This window comes from Streptomyces gelaticus, from assembly GCF_014649535.1.
In the GTDB taxonomy this organism is placed as follows: Bacteria; Actinomycetota; Actinomycetes; order Streptomycetales; family Streptomycetaceae; genus Streptomyces; species Streptomyces gelaticus.
Genome location: NZ_BMTF01000026.1, coordinates 1 through 18,248 on the forward strand (window position 1 = coordinate 1; position 18,248 = coordinate 18,248).

16 protein-coding genes and 3 pseudogenes are annotated in these 18,248 nt (G+C 70.9%); 5 read left to right on the forward strand and 14 right to left on the reverse strand.

What is annotated here, in order from left to right; translation table 11 throughout:
* The 4 genes and pseudogenes from IE107_RS28430 to IE107_RS28445 form a co-directional block, all read right to left on the reverse strand.
* On the reverse strand, positions 1-864 hold an 864-nt coding region (locus tag IE107_RS28430), incomplete at its 3' end, for a WD40 repeat domain-containing protein (protein ID WP_189547213.1).
* A gap of 496 nt (positions 865-1,360) precedes the next feature.
* Positions 1,361-2,380 (reverse strand): annotated as a pseudogene (locus IE107_RS28435) (site-specific integrase); the annotation flags it as partial.
* Positions 2,311-2,718, reverse strand: a complete 408-nt coding sequence (locus IE107_RS28440) for a hypothetical protein (RefSeq protein ID WP_189547214.1) — start codon at positions 2,716-2,718, stop codon at positions 2,311-2,313. The pseudogene IE107_RS28435 and the gene IE107_RS28440, both read right to left, overlap by 70 nt.
* A gap of 266 nt (positions 2,719-2,984) precedes the next feature.
* Positions 2,985-4,178: pseudogene (locus IE107_RS28445) on the reverse strand (IS110 family RNA-guided transposase); the annotation flags it as partial.
* Between the two features lie 283 nt (positions 4,179-4,461).
* Between IE107_RS28445 and IE107_RS28450 the strand changes: the two are divergent.
* Together IE107_RS28450 and IE107_RS28455 are read left to right on the forward strand one after the other, a co-directional pair.
* Positions 4,462-4,710, forward strand: a pseudogene (locus tag IE107_RS28450) (XRE family transcriptional regulator); the annotation flags it as partial.
* Positions 4,697-5,164, forward strand: coding sequence for an NUDIX hydrolase (locus IE107_RS28455; protein WP_189547215.1), 468 nt, complete (start codon positions 4,697-4,699; stop codon positions 5,162-5,164). The pseudogene IE107_RS28450 and the gene IE107_RS28455, both read left to right, overlap by 14 nt.
* On the opposite strand, the gene IE107_RS28460 is transcribed toward IE107_RS28455, so the two are convergent.
* The 3 genes from IE107_RS28460 to IE107_RS28470 all read right to left on the reverse strand — a co-directional run bounded on the left by IE107_RS28460 (position 5,152) and on the right by IE107_RS28470 (position 8,018).
* A complete protein-coding gene (locus IE107_RS28460) occupies positions 5,152-5,715 on the reverse strand; it encodes an HD domain-containing protein (RefSeq protein ID WP_189547216.1) in 564 nt (187 codons plus the stop codon). The two genes, IE107_RS28455 and IE107_RS28460, sit on opposite strands and share 13 nt — an antisense overlap.
* A gap of 234 nt (positions 5,716-5,949) precedes the next feature.
* Positions 5,950-6,225: a hypothetical protein gene (locus IE107_RS28465; protein ID WP_189547217.1), complete on the reverse strand. Its 276-nt coding sequence runs from the start codon at positions 6,223-6,225 to the stop codon at positions 5,950-5,952.
* Between the two features lie 563 nt (positions 6,226-6,788).
* On the reverse strand, positions 6,789-8,018 hold the full coding sequence (locus IE107_RS28470) for a helix-turn-helix domain-containing protein (protein ID WP_189547218.1): 1,230 nt from the start codon (positions 8,016-8,018) through the stop codon (positions 6,789-6,791).
* A gap of 267 nt (positions 8,019-8,285) precedes the next feature.
* On the opposite strand from IE107_RS28470, the gene IE107_RS28475 reads away from it, so the two are divergent.
* The gene (locus IE107_RS28475) at positions 8,286-8,900 is read left to right on the forward strand and encodes a flavin reductase family protein (protein WP_189547293.1); all 615 of its coding nucleotides are present in this window, start codon (positions 8,286-8,288) and stop codon (positions 8,898-8,900) included.
* A gap of 47 nt (positions 8,901-8,947) precedes the next feature.
* Here IE107_RS28475 and IE107_RS28480 read toward each other — a convergent pair whose 3' ends face one another.
* The gene (locus IE107_RS28480) at positions 8,948-9,862 is read right to left on the reverse strand and encodes a LysR family transcriptional regulator (protein ID WP_373302518.1); all 915 of its coding nucleotides are present in this window, start codon (positions 9,860-9,862) and stop codon (positions 8,948-8,950) included.
* 159 nt (positions 9,863-10,021) lie between these two features.
* Here IE107_RS28480 and IE107_RS28485 point away from each other — a divergent pair, with 159 nt between their 5' ends.
* Positions 10,022-10,765, forward strand: coding sequence for a DUF6585 family protein (locus IE107_RS28485; protein WP_189547219.1), 744 nt, complete (start codon positions 10,022-10,024; stop codon positions 10,763-10,765).
* A 12-nt stretch (positions 10,766-10,777) separates the two neighbouring features.
* On the opposite strand, the gene IE107_RS28490 is transcribed toward IE107_RS28485, so the two are convergent.
* The 3 genes from IE107_RS28490 to IE107_RS28500 form a co-directional block, all read right to left on the reverse strand.
* Complete coding sequence (locus IE107_RS28490; protein WP_189547220.1) at positions 10,778-12,124, reverse strand: MFS transporter; 1,347 nt, start codon at positions 12,122-12,124, stop codon at positions 10,778-10,780.
* A gap of 98 nt (positions 12,125-12,222) precedes the next feature.
* Positions 12,223-12,651, reverse strand: coding sequence for a ribosomal maturation YjgA family protein (locus IE107_RS28495; RefSeq protein ID WP_189547221.1), 429 nt, complete (start codon positions 12,649-12,651; stop codon positions 12,223-12,225).
* Positions 12,648-13,856, reverse strand: a complete 1,209-nt coding sequence (locus tag IE107_RS28500; RefSeq protein ID WP_189547222.1) for an MFS transporter — start codon at positions 13,854-13,856, stop codon at positions 12,648-12,650. The genes IE107_RS28495 and IE107_RS28500 overlap by 4 nt, the downstream gene beginning before the upstream one ends.
* A 151-nt stretch (positions 13,857-14,007) precedes the next feature.
* Here IE107_RS28500 and IE107_RS28505 point away from each other — a divergent pair, with 151 nt between their 5' ends.
* Positions 14,008-14,991, forward strand: a complete 984-nt coding sequence (locus IE107_RS28505; RefSeq protein ID WP_189547223.1) for a GlxA family transcriptional regulator — start codon at positions 14,008-14,010, stop codon at positions 14,989-14,991.
* A gap of 18 nt (positions 14,992-15,009) precedes the next feature.
* Here IE107_RS28505 and IE107_RS28510 read toward each other — a convergent pair whose 3' ends face one another.
* From IE107_RS28510 to IE107_RS28520, 3 genes are all read right to left on the reverse strand, one after another.
* Complete coding sequence (locus IE107_RS28510; protein ID WP_189547224.1) at positions 15,010-16,059, reverse strand: Zn-dependent alcohol dehydrogenase; 1,050 nt, start codon at positions 16,057-16,059, stop codon at positions 15,010-15,012.
* Positions 16,056-17,252: an acyl-CoA dehydrogenase family protein gene (locus IE107_RS28515; protein WP_189547225.1), complete on the reverse strand. Its 1,197-nt coding sequence runs from the start codon at positions 17,250-17,252 to the stop codon at positions 16,056-16,058. The genes IE107_RS28510 and IE107_RS28515 overlap by 4 nt, the downstream gene beginning before the upstream one ends.
* 66 nt (positions 17,253-17,318) lie before the next feature.
* Positions 17,319-18,233: an SDR family oxidoreductase gene (locus IE107_RS28520; RefSeq protein WP_189547226.1), complete on the reverse strand. Its 915-nt coding sequence runs from the start codon at positions 18,231-18,233 to the stop codon at positions 17,319-17,321.
* Positions 18,234-18,248: the final 15 nt, after the last annotated feature.

Here is an 18,248-nt window from a genome sequence, read left to right on the forward strand (position 1 = left end):
ACACACCGCGTCGGTGTGGCCGATCAGGGGTTCACCTACAGGTCGGCCGGTGGCAAGATCCCACACCCGCACCGTCTCGTCGGCGCTACCGGTGACGGCAACCGCACGGTCCCCCACCGCCCCCGTTGCCACCGCACACACCGCGTCGGTGTGGCCGATCAGGGGTTCACCCACGGTCCGGCCAGTGGCAAGGTCCCAGACCCGCACCGTCCCGTCATCGCTGCCGGTGACGGCGACCGGGCGGCCCTCCATTACGGTCGTCGCTACTGCCCACACCTCCTTGGTGTGGCCGGTGAGGGGGTCGCCGACAGGTCGCCCGGTGGCAAGGTCCCAAACCCGCACCGACTTGTCGGCACTGCCGGTGACAGCGACCGGGCGGCCCTCCACCATAGTCATCGCCACCGCCTCGACCGGGCCGGTGTGGCCGGTGAGGGGCTCGCCGACAGGTCGCCCGGTGGCAAGGTCCCAAACCCGCACCGACTTGTCGGCGCTGCCGGTGACGGCGACCGGGCGGCCCTCCACCACACCCGTCGCCACCGCACACAACCCGCCGGTGTGGCCGGACAGGGTATGCCGGAGACGGTGGTCGACCATGCTGCCAGTAGCCCACTCCAGCCCCCACCGTGCGGCCGCCGCACCGTCCACTGGTGCGGCGGTGATCCGTGCCGACAGCCCGTGGTCCCCGTAGCGGGCCGCGTCCAACGCAAGCACCTGCCGTCGCGCCCCCGCACTGGCATCCCAGTGCACATGCGCTGACGCCCGGTATACCGCCGCCGCGAGCATCTCCTCCCGCCCCGTCGCGCCGTCCAGCGCCGCCAGGACCTGCCCGGGGTCGGCGTTCACCAGCCACCCTGGATCGCTCAACTGCCCACCCGCCACCGCGGGCTCACGGCCCCGACCGCCACTTTGATGACCATCCGACATGACCGACACGGTAACCGCCCTCGCCCCCAGCCAACACGCCCCTCCCCACGCCAAAACAAACTCCGGTAACAAGACACGTACTTCTACGCACACCTCGACCAACCCCAGCCCGATCCACAATGCCCGGCACAATGAACAGAACCGCACCACGTCCCCGAGCCCACCAGCAGCGACCGTTCCAACACCCGCAATGTCACAGCGAGTAGAGATCTCTCGAACCACGGTCAGACCCAAACGATCCCTTCAACCTGCGCCTATCCGCGCGGCCTGTTAATCCGTTGGTTGTGGGTTCGAGTCCCACACGGCCTACCACTGGCAGGCAGGGAAAACCCCTCTGACCTGCTACGGAGCGCCTCGATCGGTTTCCGCCGGTCGGGGCGCTCCGTCGTTCGCGGCCTCGTGCGTGAGCGGACGGTCCGGCAGCAGCCGCTACGGGGGCGGCTTTACGGGCACGAGGCACCAGCGCAGCGGCGGCTTCTGCCGCGGCCTTGTCGACCTCAGGCAGCAGGCTCGTGTACGTGTCCGAGGTCAGCGTGATCGTGGAGTGGCGGAGCGTCTCCTTGATCGTGTGGAGGTCGCCTCCGCCGCCGTGCGTGAGGGTCGCGGAAACGTGCCGCAGGTCCCGGAGGGTGATCGGCGGAAGATCGGTGCGCGCCAGGATGCTGCGGAACGTCTCGGAGACGGTCTCGGGGTGGAGCCAGGACCCGTCCTCCTGGGTGAACACCTTGCCGGTGTCCTTCCACGCCGTGCCCCACTTCTCCTTCTCCTTGAGCTGGCGCTCGCGGAGCACGGCCACGTTCAGGCTGTCGAGGGCGATGGTGCTGGCGCTTCCGTCGGTCTTGGGCGCGGACTCGTACGGGTCCCAGCCGTCGACCACGATCTCCTTGGCTGGAGTGATCAGCCCGGCGTCCAGTTCGACGTCGGCCCAGTCCCGGCCGACCGCCTCTCCCCGCCGAAGGCCCCGGGTGCCCGACAGGTGGAAGAACGCGTACAGCCGTTCGCCCTCGGCCGCGTCGAGGAGGGCGCCGAACTGCTCCGGCGTCCACACCATGACAGGGGAGGGCTTCTCGCCGGTGGCACGCCATCGCGCGACGCGCTGCTCGGTCCACAGCAGCGGCTTCGGCCGCTTGCCGGACTCCAATTCGACGTGGGATGCCGGGTTGAACGTGATGAGCTGCTGGCTGATCGCCGCGTTCAGCGCCGCTCGGAGCGTCCGCCGGATGCTCTGCCGGGTGGCCGGCCCGGTCGGCTTCCGGAACGGCTTCATCTCGTCGAGCTTCGCCCGCTGGACGGCCAGCCGCGCACGCTCGGCCGCGACCGGGCGTCCCGGCTTGCTGGGCTTGCACCTCGCGATCTGTTCGCGACGGGCCTGGTTCTCGGCCTCGATCACCTCATTCGCGTCGGCGATGGCATCGAACATCTCCACAAGGTGGCCGACGTTGAGACGATCGAGCCGCCCAGTACGACCGCCTCCGCGAAGACGCCTTCGACCTCGCGGAACAGGTCTCCGAGGGTCTCCTCACCCTCGACGACGCCACAGCGGCACTCGACGAGCGGCAAGAGGAGGAACGGCTCCGGCAGTACGTGATCGATGCCGACGCCATCCGCCTCGCGGACGGCGATACCGCCCCGCCCCTGGCCCAGCTCGCCGAACGGGGCGACATCACCTGGCACCAGGCCCACCAACGAGCCGATCAGTTCCTCGCCCACCGACAGGAAGCCGTCCACCGAGCGCGGCAAGCCCTCCAACTGATTGCCGAGAACTGGGCCGCCATCCCAGACCTTGCCGCCCAACCCGACACCCTCTTCGCCCGGGACATCTTCGAGGGCCTCGCACCCGAAGCCCGTTCCCTCGCCCAGCGCTTGATCACCCTGATCTGAGCCAGCGCAAGCCCTCGGGGCCAGAGTGAAGACGCCAGTCCCGTGGGCGATCCCGTGCAGAGGGAAGCCCGCCCTGGTCGCGGGGCTCATGACGCGGGGGGTGCCTCTATGTCCTTCGTCAAGTTCGCGCTGCCGGTTTTGAGGGTTTTCATCCTGGTCATGCGGCGAGGGTGACGGTGGGGGGTTCGGGACTCGTAGAAGGTGCCGTCTCGGAGCATCGCGAACAGGACGCTGGTGCGTTGGCGGGCGAGGCGGAGGAGGGCCTGGGTGTGGGTTTTGCCGCGGGCGCGTTGCTTGTCGTAGTAGGTGCGGGAGGCGGGATCGGCGTTCATGCAGGCGAAGGCGGAGAGGAACATGGCGCGTTTGAGCTGCCGGTTTCCGCCTCGGGGTGCGTGCTCGCCGTGGATCGATGTGCCGGACGATTTCGTGGTGGGGGCGAGGCCGGCGTAGGAGGCGAGGTGGGCGGCGGTGGGGAAGTTGGTGCCGTCTCCGACGGTGACCAGCAGCACGGCGGCGGTCCTGACGCCGACGCCGGGCATCGACGTCAGGACCGGGGAAAGAGGGTGAGCCTCCAGCAGGGTGTTGATCTGGGCTTCCAGGGCCCGGCGCTGTTCCTGGACGGCCGCGAGCGAGCGGGCCAGGGAGGGAACGACGATGTCGAGGGTGCCGCTCCCTGGCACGACGACGGTCTGCTCGTCGAGCGCGTCGAAGACGTCGTCGATCAGCCGGGTGGCCATGCGCGGGGCCTTGGGCCGGACGAGTTCGACGAGGCGGCGGCGTCCGGCCTTTCGCAGTGCGGCCGGGGATCCGTGGCGTTCAAGAAGCCAGGTGACGGCCTGGTGGTCGAGACGGGGGCCCAGGACACGCTCCAGGCTTGGGTGGAACTGGGTGAGCAGGCCGCGTATCCGGTTGGACGTGCGGGTGGCCTCGGCGGCCAGGTCCTGGTCGAAGCCGACGAGCACGGTCAGCTCGGCGGTGATCTCGTCGGTCAGTTCCAGAGAGCGCAGGGTGTGCGGCAGGGTGCGGGCCGCATCCGCGATCACCGCCGCGTCACGAGCGTCGGTCTTCGCCTCGCCGGGATACAGGTCGGCGATCCGGCGCATTGCCAGGCCGGGCAGGTAGGCGACCTTGCAGCCCGCGTCCCGGGCCACGGCCAGCGGGAGGGCGCCGATCGAGGCGGGCTGGTCCACGATTACCAGGACGGTGCCGAACTTCGCGGTCAGCTTGTCGAACACGGCCCGCAGCCTCGGCTCGCTGTTGGGCAGCTGCTTGTCGAGGACCTTCTTCCCGGCCGGAGTGAGTCCGTGGCCGTGATGAGCACTCTTGCCGACGTCCAGGCCGAGGAACACGCCCACGTCTTCGGTATCGAACATCGCACCCCTCCAGGCGAGTTGAACGTGCCGGCCTCGGCAGTGGTGTCGTACGCGCGCATCCACGTTATGCAGACCTGCTGCCCGCGAGCTGTCCGGCATTGCGCCGGACCGGGCAGTGGCCGGACCTCTCATCAGCGTCTCCGACGGCACCTCCCGGGCCCGGTGACACCACCCCCCAGGTCATCCGTTCGACAGGGGGACACAGTCATGCCGGACCCGGAGGCCAGCGGCCCTCTTGCAGGGCCGCGGAAACATAACGGGGGAACGGCAGGCACTTCCGTGGCCAGGGGGCTGCGAAGTGCGGCTGCACGACACCACCCTCTACACGTCGCTGTTCCGTTACGACGACAACCTGCTGATCAACCCGCACGTGTGGGGCCAGCCGGCCAGCGCCAACCCTCTGCTCCACCTCAACAAGGCTGACGGCATGGGGTGGTTCGGCAACTACGCTCAGAGCTTCGAAGCCGTCTGGGCCGGCGCACGGCCCTGGACACCCGACCAGGAGGGGACCGCCGCACATGGGCAGGACTGAGTACTACAACGACCCCGCCGCTCCGAAGGCGAACACTCTCATCCCCGCCAGCAACCTGCTCGTTGTCGACGACAGCGGTGCCATCCTTCTGCAGCGCCGCCGCGACACGGGCCAGTGGGCTCTCCCGGGCGGCGCCCAGGACATCGGCGAGACCGCCGCTCAGTGCGCGGTGCGGGAGTGTCTGGAGGAGACCGGCATCGTCACCGAGATCACCGGCTTCCTCGGCGTCTACACGAACCCGAACCACATCGTCGCCTACACCGACGGCGAGATCCGCCAGCAGTACGAAAACACCTACATCGGCCGCCCCGTCGGCGGCGAGCCCACCATCAACGACGAGGCCGACGGCGTCCGATTCGTCCAGCCGGCCGACCTGGACGAATACGACATCCACGCCAGCATGCGCCAGCAGATCGGCGACTACCTCGCCGGCACCTACCCCTACCTGGGCTGAGCCGCCAGTTCCGCCTCCACCCGCGCCACGGCAGCGAAGATTTCCGGCGCCGCCCGTCGGATGAACTGTCCGACGATGCTTTCGGCGCCGTAGCGTCCGACGATCTCTGCGACCCGCTCCCTGGCGGTGGTCTGTTGGCCGTGGGGAGTGGTCGTCATGTCGCAGTAGACCAGCGCGTCCACCAGCAAGGGCTCTTCCAGCATTGGGAACTCCGTCGCCAGCTCGTCTCGCAGCCCGCGCTCCTCGGCCTCCAGCAGTGCGAACGAGTGGTTCGCTACCAATCGCACTAGCCGCTTGTCGGCCCCGTGCTCGTCATGGAGGAACCGGGCGCCGTCGAGCGGGTGGAAGCCGGTTACCGCGAGCCGGGGCGCGTACCCCACGTCATGGAGCACAGCGGCTGCCGTCAATAGGTTGGCGTCGTTCCGCAAGATCCGTCCGACCTCGGCCGCCCGGGCTGCGACTCCCTGGCTGTGCGCCCACCGCCGAGGGAACGCATCACCGAGCTCAACCTCTGCGACCCGCCTGGCCCAGTCCACCGTCACCTCGTCCATGGCCCACTACATGCCCTGGACGAGTGGCTGCCAGTCGTACCAGAAAGGGAGGCCGTGCCCGTGAGTCTTGCCGAAAGCTTTCCGGTGCACCGGAAGCCCCCGGGGAGAGCGAGTAGATCAACCAGGAGGATGGCCAGCCCTTCAAGGGAAATGGTCCTGGGCATAAGGCGAGGCCCGGGTGTGTGGATAGAGAACATCCATGCACCCGGGCAACTCCATAAAGAGTCCATCAGCTCAGATGACCCGCGCTTCGCCGCTCCAGCGCCCCAATTCTCCGAGGCGGGAAACAATATCCTCGAAGCGCTTTACTGCCGACGCTATGCGCTTCTGCTGCTCAATATCTAGGTTGCCTGATGTGTCAACAGGGACATCGACGCTGAGTTCCTTTACGCGGGTGGCAAACAGCTTCGCCTCGTAGAGGAATCCACCCGCGGTGACGGCGCTCTGGAGTGCAACCGAGAGGTAGTCGAGATCGATATCCTGGCCTGCTTGAGGCTGGACAACGATCACGTCGTCAGCAAGGAGGCAGCCAGCGGGACGCACAAAAACCTTTCCGACGGAAGCTCCATTTGCGTTCACGGCAACTGAAGGCGCCTTCTCCAGAGGGAACGCCGGTTCCGTCGGAGGGGCATCCTTGGGAGTTCCGCGAGCCCGCTTCTTCTGGCTAGCGAGCCATGTTGTCCCCGCGCCCACGGGGGTGGTCCGGCCAGTGGTTCCTGGTCGACGCGAGCGCTTTTCTTCCCTGGGAAATAGCTATCTCGCCGGAGCCATCCCGCGAAACTCGCACCACGTGTCTACTGCCGAAATCAAGGAAGCTCGATGCGGGGCAGGGTCGGACCGCACCCGGCGGACGCAGGTGGTACGTGCCGGCGCCCACTCCGGGCAGCATCACGACCACGCCGACCCGCCCGTCCTTGGCGGTGTCGCGGGCAAGGTCGCCGAGTCGTGGATAGAACGGTCCGGCCGTCCCTAACTCGCTTCCCTGTGAAGGGAGATGGGGTGTTGGTCGTCCTGTCATGCCCCAGAAGTTAGCGCCACGTCAGGGGGCAATATGAATCGGAGGAATACGGCCCTCATCCGTCCAGGTGGAAGCGGTCGGACATGCGGCGCAGCTTCTCGCGGGTGGCGATCCGCTCGGCGTAGACGATGCCACGGAGGGTCGACCGGGCGATCGGATGGTTCCGTACGAGCTGCGGGGCGATCCGCTCCGCGGTCTCCAGCGCGGTGAGCGCGCGATCGCGGTTGCCGTCCCAGAGCCACGCGCGGGCGAGGTCCATGTGGTGGTGGCCCTGGCGGGAGTTGGGAAGTGCGGCGACGAGTTCGGGGGCCATGCGGCGGTTTATGGCGAGCGCCTTGGTCTGCTCGCCGGTCTCCAGGGCGACGCTGACCGCGTGGATCTGCACGTTGCCGGGGGAGAAGGTGACCGAGTGCCGGTCGTAGATCGGTGGGTTGTGGCGGCCTGCCATCCGGCCGGCAGCATGGCGGGCGTGGTTGATCCGCTCGTCGGCCTCAGCCGGTCGGCCCGCGCGGGCCGCGGCGACGGCGGCCCGCAGGTGGAGCGCGCCCCACATCCGTAGGGCGAGCGGCTCGCCGAGTTCGTACTCGCGCTGCACGCTGGCGATGGCCTTGTCGGACAGGGTGAGCGAGTCGTCCCAATCGGCCGTGGCCCACATGTCCCAGACGCGCATCCAGTCGGCGAGTGCGGACATGACGGGGTCGGCCGAGAGGCGGGCGGCCCACGCTGCGCGCTCCGCCGCCATGGCGACGAGCTCGGGATGTCCGAGGGCGTGCGCGGCGGTGTGGGCGAACTTGCACGCCACGGCGTAGATCGCGAACGCTTCCTCGCGCTCGTGGCCGGTCGCGGCCTCGGCCAGGGCGCGAGCCTCGCGCAGCAGGTCGGGGAGGGTGGCGAGGATCGCCGTGTTGGCGGCGGCGTCCCGAAGACGGTGCAGGCGGGTCATGCCCCGCCACAGGTCGCCGGACGGTCGTGGGGTGCCGTCGAAGATCGGCGCGAGGTCGTAGCGGCGCAGCTCACGCAGGATGGACGCCGCCGAGACCTGCCACTGATTCTCGGCGGGACTGCTTGCGTACGGCCGACCGATGAGGTCATTGGGATGCACGTGCAGCTCGGCTGCCACGAGGTTCAGCAGCCCGACCCGATCGAGCTCGATGAGGCCGCGTTCCATCTTGGACACCCAGCCCTGGGTCTTCCCCAGAGCTGCAGCGAGGTCTGCCTGCGGCATACCGAGCCGCAGCCGTGCCCGCCGGACACGACGACCGATCTCCTCGGCTTCCTCCAGCACGAGAGCACCTCCTGCACATCGATGACAGCCGCCGCACGTGTTCGACGGTGCCAGGCAGTTGCAACTGCTGCGGCCATGTACCAGAACGGTACCTGCGTCGAATCAGCGGCGCTGGGTGTCAAGGCCATCAGCCTTGAACCATGGACGGACGCGTGCGCGCAATGCCATGCGCCTTGCCGCGCACAGGCATGTTCAAGCTGCCGGTCCTCATCCCTTCCCATCTGATGAGGCGTCAGTTCTAATCGAAGGGTGATGGGACACGCAGGCATGGCCGCCATCGCCGTCCGGTACCTCAGGTCCGTCGGCGCCGCCACCACCGCCGGACCGGCACCGGTCGATCCGCTGCCGCGCCCGCATCTGCGAGCCGTGGCCGACGGCGAGCGGCCGCCCGTGGACCCGGGCGAATTCCGCCGTGTGCTGGGGAGCTTCGCCAGCGGCGTCACGATCGTCACCGCGCACGCCCCGGACGACGCGCAGGGCCCGGCGGGCTTCGCCTGCCAGTCGTTCGCCTCGCTCTCCCTCGACCCGCCGCTGGTCACCTTCATGGTCGCCCGTACGTCGACGACCTGGCCGCGCATCGCACAGGCCGGGGCGTTCTGCGTCAACATCCTCGGCGCGGACCAGGGCGCGCTGTGCCGGAGCTTCGCGGTGAGCGGCGCGGACAAGTTCGCGGGGGTGGCGTACGGGGCCGCCCCGGTGACCGGGTCGCCGCTGCTGGACTCCGTACCGGCCTGGGTCGACTGCCGCATCCAGGCCGTCCACACCGGGGGCGACCATCTGATCGTCGTCGGCCGGGTGGAGGCGCTGGGCGCGGTGGACGGGGCCGATCCGCTGCTGTTCCACCGCGGGGTGTTCGGGCGGTTCGGTCCGCTCGACGGGTGAGCGCGCGGCGGGCGCGCCGGTGCCCCGCTCCGTAGCGCCTCGGACGTTCAGCCGAGGCGGTCGCGCGGAACGGCCCCGTGCAGCAGGTCCCGCAGCGCCAGGGCCGCCGGAAGCGGGGCGGCGGGCAGGGCGACATGCACGGTCCGGCGCGGGGCGAGGCCGCCGAGCCGGCAGAGGGCGAGCTCGGCGGGGACCGCCCAGGCGGCCAGCGAGGGGACCAGCGCGACCCCCAGCCCGGCGGCCGCGTAGCCGAACTTGCCGGTCCACTCGGCGATCCTGGTGATCCGCCTCGGCGTGAAGCCGGCCCGGCCGCACACCTCGGCGAGCATCATGGGCCGGTCGGCGGACACGTCCTGGAGCCAGGTCTCGTCGCGCAGTTCACGCAGATCGACCGTCCCGGCTCCGGCCAGGCGGTGGTCACGCGGGAGCACGACGAACAGCTCGTCCTCCAGCAGCACCTCGGTCGTGACGGCGTCGGCCGACGGCAGACCGGACGGGTAGTCGCTGACCACGGCCAGGTCCAGCGCGCCCTCCGTCAGACGCTGCATCAGCTCACCGCTCCGGCCCTCGGCCGCGACGACCTCGACGTCCGGCCTGGACCGTACGAACGCCCGCAACGCGGCGGGCACCAGCGAGATGTTGGCCGTGGCGAACGCCCCCACGCGCAGCCGCCCGCCCAGCCCGGCGTGGATCGCGGCCATCTCGTGCTCCGCACTCGCCAGCCGCGCGAGCACCTCCACCGCGTGCCGGTGCAGCGCCCGACCGGCCGGGGTCAGCCGTACGCCCCGGGCTAGCCGTTCGAAGAGCGGTCCGCCCGCCTGTTTCTCCAGCGCGGCGATGCGCCGCGACACCGCGGACTGCGTGTAGTCGAGCCTGACCGCGGCCCTCGTGAACGATCCGGTGTCGGCCACCGTCACCAGCAGACGCAGTGCGTCGATCCCGAACACATTCCTCCTCCGCATGACTCACATGCAATCTAGTCGCTGGTGGAATGCCTTGTCCCGCCCTAGCGTCGAGGAGCGGGGCCGGCGGGCCGCGGGATCCGGTCCCGCAGGCGACCGGACACCGTCCATGACGACCGGCCGCCCTCCGCATCCGGTGCACACACGAGGGAGAAGCCCATGGCGGCAGCACCCACCACCCTGTCGTCCGAGGCGGCCGAACTGGCCTCGTCCCATCAACTGGGCGCGCTGGAAGGCACGTTCACCCCCAAGCGTCTGAACAAGGCGCTCTTCGCCCTCTACATCTTCACGACGCTCAACCTGCTGGTGATGTTCGTGATACCCGGCCTGCTGTTCCTCTGGTGGCTGCGCCGGACACCGGACTTCAGCCGACGGCAGGCCGCCAAGCGCCTCCACCTGTTCGAAAACGGAATGATCGTGCACCCCGAGTCGGGCGACGGCACGGTCGTCATCCGCTGGGACTCCGTACGGCTCTACCAGGACATCACCCGGAAGGTCATCAACGGCATCCCAGGGCCCACCGAGTACGCCTACTCCGCGGTGGGTCCGGACCGTGCCGGCGCGAGAATCACGCACTTCTACGAAGACCCCGAGTCCTGGGGACCCCATATGCAGCAGGCCGTTCTCCGAGCCCAGGGACCGGCGGTCCTGCAATCGGTCCTGGCCGGGGAGACGGTGAACCTCGGGGACATCTCGCTCTCCCGCACCGGCCTGACCGCCCGGGGGAAGGGCCACCTCCCCTGGTCCGGCGTCCAGGAGATCCAGGTCGCGGCGGGCCGGGTCCACGTCATGGGGACCGGCGGGTCGGGGCAGTGGTGCAGCGTCGCGGTCAGTGACATCGCGAACCTTCACGTCTTCCTGGCCGTCGCCCAGCACCTCGCCGCCCCCGGCCCGTCGGTCTGAAGGCCCCCGCCGTCAGCCCAGTCCGGCGACGGCGTCCGAGGGCTCCCTCACCCGGCGGATCACGAGTGCCATCAGCGCCGCCGTCGCGCACAGCGCCCCCGACGCGTACCAGACCACGTCGTACGAGCCGAAGACGTCGCGCGCCACTCCGCCCAGGAACGCCACCAGCGCCGCGCCCACCTGGTGGGAGGCCAGCACCCAGCCGAAGACGATGGCGCTGTCCTCCCCGTACTGCTCGCGGCACAGGGCCAGCGTCGGCGGGACGGTGGCGACCCAGTCCAGGCCGTAGAAGACGATGAAGAACACCATCGGCGGATGCACCGTCGGCGCCATCAGCATCGGCAGGAAGAGCAGCGAGACGCCGCGCAGCGCGTAGTAGACGGCGAGGAGCCGCCGGGCGTCGAAGCGGTCGGTGAGCCAGCCGGAGAAGACGGTGCCGATGACGTCGAAGACCCCGATGACGGCGAGCAGCGAGGCCGCGGCGGTGATGGGCATGCCGTGGTCGTGGGCCGAGGGCACGAAGTGCGTACGGATCAGGCCGTTGGTCGAGGCCCCGCAGATCGCGAACGTACCGGCCAGCAGCCAGAAGGGTCCGGTGCGCGCCGCGTCGGTCAGCACGCGCAGGGTCCGCCGCGCCGCCCCGCGCGTGGGCGCCGGCTTCTCCACGTAGCCGCCGCCGTACGGGGCGAGGCCCACATCGGCCGGGTGGTCGCGGAGCAGGAACCAGACGAACGGGACGACGACCAGGGCCGCGAGCGCCACCGTGACCGACGCGGGGCGCCAGCCGTGGTGCTGGACGATCCAGGCGCACAGCGGCAGGAAGACCAGCTGGCCGGAGGCTCCGGCCGCGGTGAGGATGCCGGTGACCAGGCCGCGCCGGGCCACGAACCAGCGGTTGGTGACGGTGGCGGAGAACGCCAGCGCCATGGAGCCGGTGCCGAGGCCGACGAGCAGGCCCCAGTAGATCATCAGCTGCCAGGAGGCCGTCATCCATACGCTCGCCAGTGCCCCGGCCGCCACGGCGCTGAGGGCGACGACGACCACCCGCCGGATGCCGAAGCGGTCCATCAGCGCGGCGGCGAACGGTGCGGTGAGCCCGTACAGCGCCATGTCGACGGATACGGCGAGTCCGATCTCCCCGCGCGACCAGCCGAACTCCCTGTTGAGCGGGTCGATGAGGAGGCCGGGCAGGGAATTGAACGCGGCGCCGCCGATGATCGTCACGAAGGTGACGGCGGCGACGATCCAGGCGCGGTGGACGCGTCGGCGGGAGGGGCGCCCGAGGGCTGCCGGGGTGACGGCCTGCCGGTCGTCGTCCCGGGCGGCGCTTTCGGTTGTCTGGGTCACGTCACTCAGCATCGGGCCGGCGCGTTCCTCCTCACGAGTGGCCGGAGGGACACCCTTCGCAGGAATCGGGCCACCGCGATCGTCGCTTTCCGGCCCGGGGCGCCGTACCGCTACCGCGCCTTGTCCCGTCGCGAGGCGGAGGCGGCCAGGGCCGTCACGGCCCAGGCGAACCCCGCCCCCACCGCATACCAGAACAGATCGGGCGCGTTGAAGGTCGAGCCGAGCACCAGCCGCGCCACCGCGCTGTGGCGGGACAGCTCCGCGGGCACCCCGGTCAGTTGCAGCAGCTCCACCACCCAGCTGAACGCCAGCCCCGCCCCTGCCGTGACGGCCGGCCGCGCACCGGGCGCGATCACGGCGGCCAGGGCGCAGATCAGCACGGCGTAGAGCGCGTCCCCGGCGTACTTGGCGAAGTCGCCGTCCGTGCACGCCCTGACCGCGAGTCCGGCCAGTACGGTCAGCACCGCGGCCCCGGCCGCGACCGCGCGGGTGCGCGGGGCCGTCCGGGACCCGGCCGCCGGCCGCCCGTCCCCGGTCACGCGGTCCGCTCCAGCCGGCTGATCGGCCGGGCCACCAACAGCACCGCCGCCACCACCATGTTGATCACCGCTCCGGCCAGCAGCACCTCGGGCGCGCCCACCCGGTCCGCGACCGGCCCCGCCAGCGCCCGGCCCGCCGCCATCATCAGCAGTGAGCCCGCCACGTCGTACGCATGCAGGCGGTTCAGCGCCTCGGGCGGCACCTTGGTCTGGACCGTCGTCGACCACATCACCAGCCAGAACGCGAACGCCGCGCCCGCCGCGAACTGCCCCGCCCCGAGCGCGAACACCGGCAGCCCGAGGCCCAGCACCAGCAGGTTCACACAGACCCCGGTCAGCGCGACGGCCCCCGCCGCGAGCGGGCGGCGGGGTCTCAGGCGCAGGGCGAGCAGCCCGCCGACGACGCTGCCCGCGCCGTTCACCGCCATCATCACGCCGTACGTCCCCGAGCCGTGCGCCTCGGTGATCTCGACCGCGGTGAGCGGCAGCATCGGGCCGATCACCGTGAAGCCGTACACCGTCCAGATCGCGATCACCCCCCACAGCCAGCTGCGGGCCCGGAACTCCCGCCAGCCGTCGGCCAGTTCGGCGAAGAAGCCGCCGCGCTGCGCGTCGTCCGAGGGGGCCGGGGCGAGCCGCAGCAGGAACAGGCAGAGGCCGGAGACCAGGAACGTCGACGCGTTCGCCGCGTAGACCACACCGGCGCCGGCCAGCCCGACCAGCACGCCCGCGAAGGCCGGGCCGGCCATGGTCATCAGCGCCTCGGAGACCCTCAGTACGGCGTTGGCCCGCTGCACGTCCGAGGCGACCCGGGGCACCGTCGAGGCGACGCCCGGCTGGAAGAGCGCGGCGCCCACCCCGGCCACCGCGCTGAGCGTGTACACCGCCCACAGCGGCGGGTTCCCGGTGGCGAAGGAGAACGCCAGCACCGAGGCCCCGACCAGCCGCAGCGCATCCGCGATGATCATCATCCGGCGGGGGGTGAACCGGTCCGCCAGCACCCCGCCGAAGAGCACGAAGAGCGCCAGCGGCCCCATCCAGGCCGCGAGCGCGAACCCCACGGAGGAGTGCGGGCGGCCGGCGCCCAGCAGTCCCGCGGTGAGGGCCACCGGGATCATGCCGTCGCCGAAGAGCGCGGCGGTGCGGGCGACGAAGAAGAGCCGGAAGTTGCGGTTCCAGAGCCCCTCCGGCCGGCCGCCGGGCATCGGGTGCTCCGCGGAGGAACGGAGCAAAAGGGGCTGCGCACCCTCGCGTTCGGCGGTGGGAATGCGCGGGCGCCGCGCTGACTTTTTCTTCACAGGAGTGACATGTATCAGCCTTGAGGTCTATACCACTAGGGGTGAAGGGAGTCCGCCCATGCCGCACCGGATCGCCGTCCTGGCCCTCGACGGGCTGTATTCCTTCGAACTGGCCATCCCCCAGCGGATCTTCGGCCGTTCCTTCGGTGCCGGGCCGCACGACGAGGGCCGCACTCTGTACGAAGTCGTGACCTGTTCCGTCCGCCCGCCGGGCCCGGTCCGTACCGACGCCGACTTCACGATCAACGTCGAACGCGGCCCGGAGACCCTGGCCACCGCCGACACGGTGCTGATTCCCGCCACGTACGAACTCGGCCCCGTCCACTCGGAGGGCAGGCTCACCGACGAACTGGCCGCCGCTCTGGCCCACATCAGGCCGGGGACCCGGATGGTCTCGATCTGCACGGGCAGTTATGTGCTGGCCGCCGCCGGATATCTCGACGGGCGCCCCGCCACCACCCACTGGTCGCACGCCGACCACTTCCAGCAGCTCTTCCCCGAAGTGCGGGTCGACCCGGACGTCCTGTTCATCGACGACGGGGACGTCCTGACCTCCGCCGGGGTCGCCGCCGGGATCGACCTCTGCCTGCACATCGTGCGCCGGGACCACGGCATCGCCGTCGCCAATGACGTCGCCCGCCGCACGGTCGTGCCCCCGCACCGGGACGGCGGGCAGGCGCAGTACATCCAGCGCCCCGTGCCCGACACCCGGTTCGCGAACACGACCACCGCACGCAACTGGGCGCTCGGGCGGCTGGAGCGGCCGATCCTGCTGCGCGACATGGCGCAGCAGGAGTCGATGAGCGTGCGTACCTTCACCCGGCGGTTCCGGGAGGAGGTCGGGGTCAGCCCCGTCCAGTGGCTGACCCGGCAGCGGATCGAACGGGCCCGCCACCTGCTGGAGTCGACGGATCTGTCGATCGACCAGGTGGCGCGGGACGCGGGCTTCGGGACGTCCACCTCGCTGCGGCAGCACCTCCAGACGGCGCTGGGGGTGTCCCCGACGGCGTACCGGCGCACCTTCCGCGCCGGACGGAGCTGAGCGGCGCCGCCCGGAAGGTCAGAACACCAGCACGCCCCGCGCCACCCGGCCGTGGTGCGCGTCGTCCGCCGCCTCGGCGAAGTCCTCCACCGGGTAGGTGGTGGTGACGAGTTCGTCCAGGAGCAGCCGGCCCTCCCGGTACAGCTCCGCGTAGAGGGCGATGTCGCGCTGCGGGCGCGAGGAGCCGTACCGGCAGCCCAGGATCGACTTGTCCAGGTACATCGACGAGACGAGGAACGAGGCCTCCGCGTTCGCGGCCGGGACGCCCAGCAGGATCGCCTGGCCGTGCCGGTCCAGCAGGTCGATCGCGGTACGGATCAGCTCGGTGCGGCCCACGCACTCGAAGGCGTGGTCGGCGCCGTTCGGCAGGATCTCCCGCACGCCGTCCGCCGAGGTCAGGAAGTGCGTCGCGCCGAACTGCCGGGCCGCCGCCTCCTTCGCCGGGTTGGCGTCGACGGCGACGACGGTCAGCGCGCCCGCGATCCGGGCGCCCTGGATCACATTGAGCCCGATGCCGCCGGTGCCGATCACCACGACCGTGTCGCCCCGGTCGGCCTTCGCCCGGTTGAGCACGGCGCCGACCCCGGTCAGCACCCCGCAGCCGATCAGGGCCGCCGAGGTGAGCGGGATGTCCGCCGGGATCTTCACCGCCTGCACGGCCTTGACCAGGGTCCGTTCGGCGAAGGCCGAGTTGGACGCGAACTGGTACAGCGGTTTCCCGCGCCGTGCGAACGGCTGTCCCGGCATCCCGATCGCCTTGCGGCACATGGTCGGGCGCCCCCGGTCGCACTGGGCGCACGCCCCGCAGTTGGCGAGCGTGGACAGTGACACGTGGTCACCGGGCACCACATGGGAGACGCCTGCGCCGACCGCCTCGACCACGCCCGCGCCCTCGTGCCCGAGCACCACCGGCGAGGGGAACGGGATCGTCCCGTCGATCACCGAGAGGTCGCTGTGGCACAGCCCGGCCGCGGCCACCGCCACCAGCACCTCGCCGGGGCCCGGATCGCGTATCTCCAGATCGTCGACGACCTCGGTCCGCTTGCCGTCGAAGACGACGCCTCTCATCTCGGCTCCCTCGGTAGGCCGAGCACCCGCTCGGCGATGATGTTCCGCTGGATCTCGTCCGAGCCGCCGTAGATGGTGTCGGACCGGGTGAACAGGAACAGGCGCTGCGCCTCGTCGAGTCCGTACGGTTCCTTCGCCGACCAGTCGTCCGGGCCGACGGCCGCCGCCGCGCCCCTGACCTGCACGGCCAGCTCGCCCAGGCGCTGGTGCCAGCCGCCCCAGAGCAGTTTCGCCACACTGGGCGCGCCGGGGTCGCCGGTGGAGCCGAGGGTGCGCAGCGCGTTCCAGCGCATGGTCCGCAGCTGGGCCCACTGCCGTACGAGGCGTTCGCGCAGGACCGGGTCGGTGACGGCGCCGCTGTCGACGGCCGCGCGGACCACCCGGTCCAGTTCGGCGGCGAAACCGATCTGCTGGACGAGCGTGGAGACGCCGCGTTCCAGGGCCAGCAGTCCCATGGCGACCGTCCAGCCGTTGCCCTCGCCGCCGACGCACTCCTCGGCGTGCGCCCCGTCGAAGAAGACCTCGTTGAACTCGCTGGTCCCCGACATCTGACGGATCGGCCGCACCTCGATCCGGCCGGGCTGGTCCATCGGCACCAGCAGGAACGACAGGCCGTGGTGGCGGCGGGAGCCGGGCTCCGTGCGGGCCAGCACGAAGCACCAGTCGGCCTCCTTCGCGAGCGAGGTCCAGATCTTCTGCCCGGTCACCCGGTGGCCGCCGCGGCCCCGGTCGGGCACCGCGGCCGTACGGACCGCGGCGAGGTCCGATCCGGCGTCCGGCTCGCTGTACCCCTGGCACCAGAGCGCGTCGCCACGTGCCACGGCGGGCAGGAATCGCCGCTGCTGTTCCTCGCTGCCGTAGGCGATCAGGATCGGTGCGAGGAGGTTCTCGCCGATGTGGCCGACCCGGGCGGGGGCGGCGGCGCGGGCGTACTCCTCGGCCCAGACGACCTGCTGGACGAGGCTCGCGCGGCGGTTGCCGTGGCCGGCGCCGCGGTCCTCCCAGCCGAGGCCGATCCAGCCGTCGCGGCCCAGTTCGCGCTCCCAGGCGCGGCGGACCGCGAAGCCCTCGTGCTCGCTGCCGGGACCGCCGGTGCCGGCCGCCGCCGCGTACGCGCCGACGAGGTGCGCCTCCAGCCAGGCACGGGCCTCCTCGCGGAAGGCGGTGCCGTCGGGGCCGAAGCTGAAGTCCACGGTGCCTCCTGACTGTTGCCGCTCACCATCAAGGCCGGCCGTGGCGGAGCCCCGGCGGGGCGGGACTCACGCGTTCGGCCGGGCCTTCGCCGCGGCCGCCGCGGCCATCTCCTCCAGCCGCGCCAGCATCGGCATCGGGTCCGTGCCCACCGTCCCCGGCAGGAAGTCCGCGATCCGTTCCGGGGTCCACGCCCCTTCCACGTATCCGGCCCGCAGCTCCCTCGGCTGGGCCCAGACCGCGATCTTCGGCCCCGCGACCGTGTAGACCTGGCCGGTGATCTTCTCCCGGCGGGCCCGGTCGCTGAGCAGGTAGACGACGAGCGCCGCCACGTCCTCCGGCTCGCCGATCTCCTTGAGTTCCATGGGGACGTTGGCGGACATCCGGGTCCGGGCGACCGGGGCGACGGCGTTGGCCGTGACGCCGTACTTGTGCAGGCCGAGCGCCGCGCTCCGTACCAGCGAGATGATCCCGCCCTTCGCGGCGCTGTAGTTGGCCTGGGCGACGCTGCCCTGGTGGTTGCCGCTGGTGAAGCCGATCAGGGTGCCGCCGCCGTCCTGCTTGCGCATCACCGCCGACGCGGCCCGGAAGACGGTGAAGGTGCCCTTGAGATGGGTGGCGACCACCGGGTCCCACTCCTCCTCGGACATGTTGAACAGCATCCGTTCCCGCAGGATCCCGGCCACGCAGACGACCCCGTCGATCCGCCCGAACCGTGCGAGCGCCGTGTCCACGATCCGCTGTCCGCCGGCCATCGTGGAGATGTCGTCGGCGACCGCCACCGCCTCGCCGCCCGCCGCCTCGATCTCCTTGACGACCGACTCGGCGACCTCGCTGCTCGGCTCGCCGCCCTCGATGGAGACGCCGTAGTCGTTGACGACGACCCGTGCCCCCTCGGCCGCCGCCGCGAGCGCGACCGCCCGCCCGATGCCGCGCCCGGCACCCGTCACGGCCACCACCTTGCCTGCCAAGAAGTTCCCCATGCCCGGCCCCTTCCC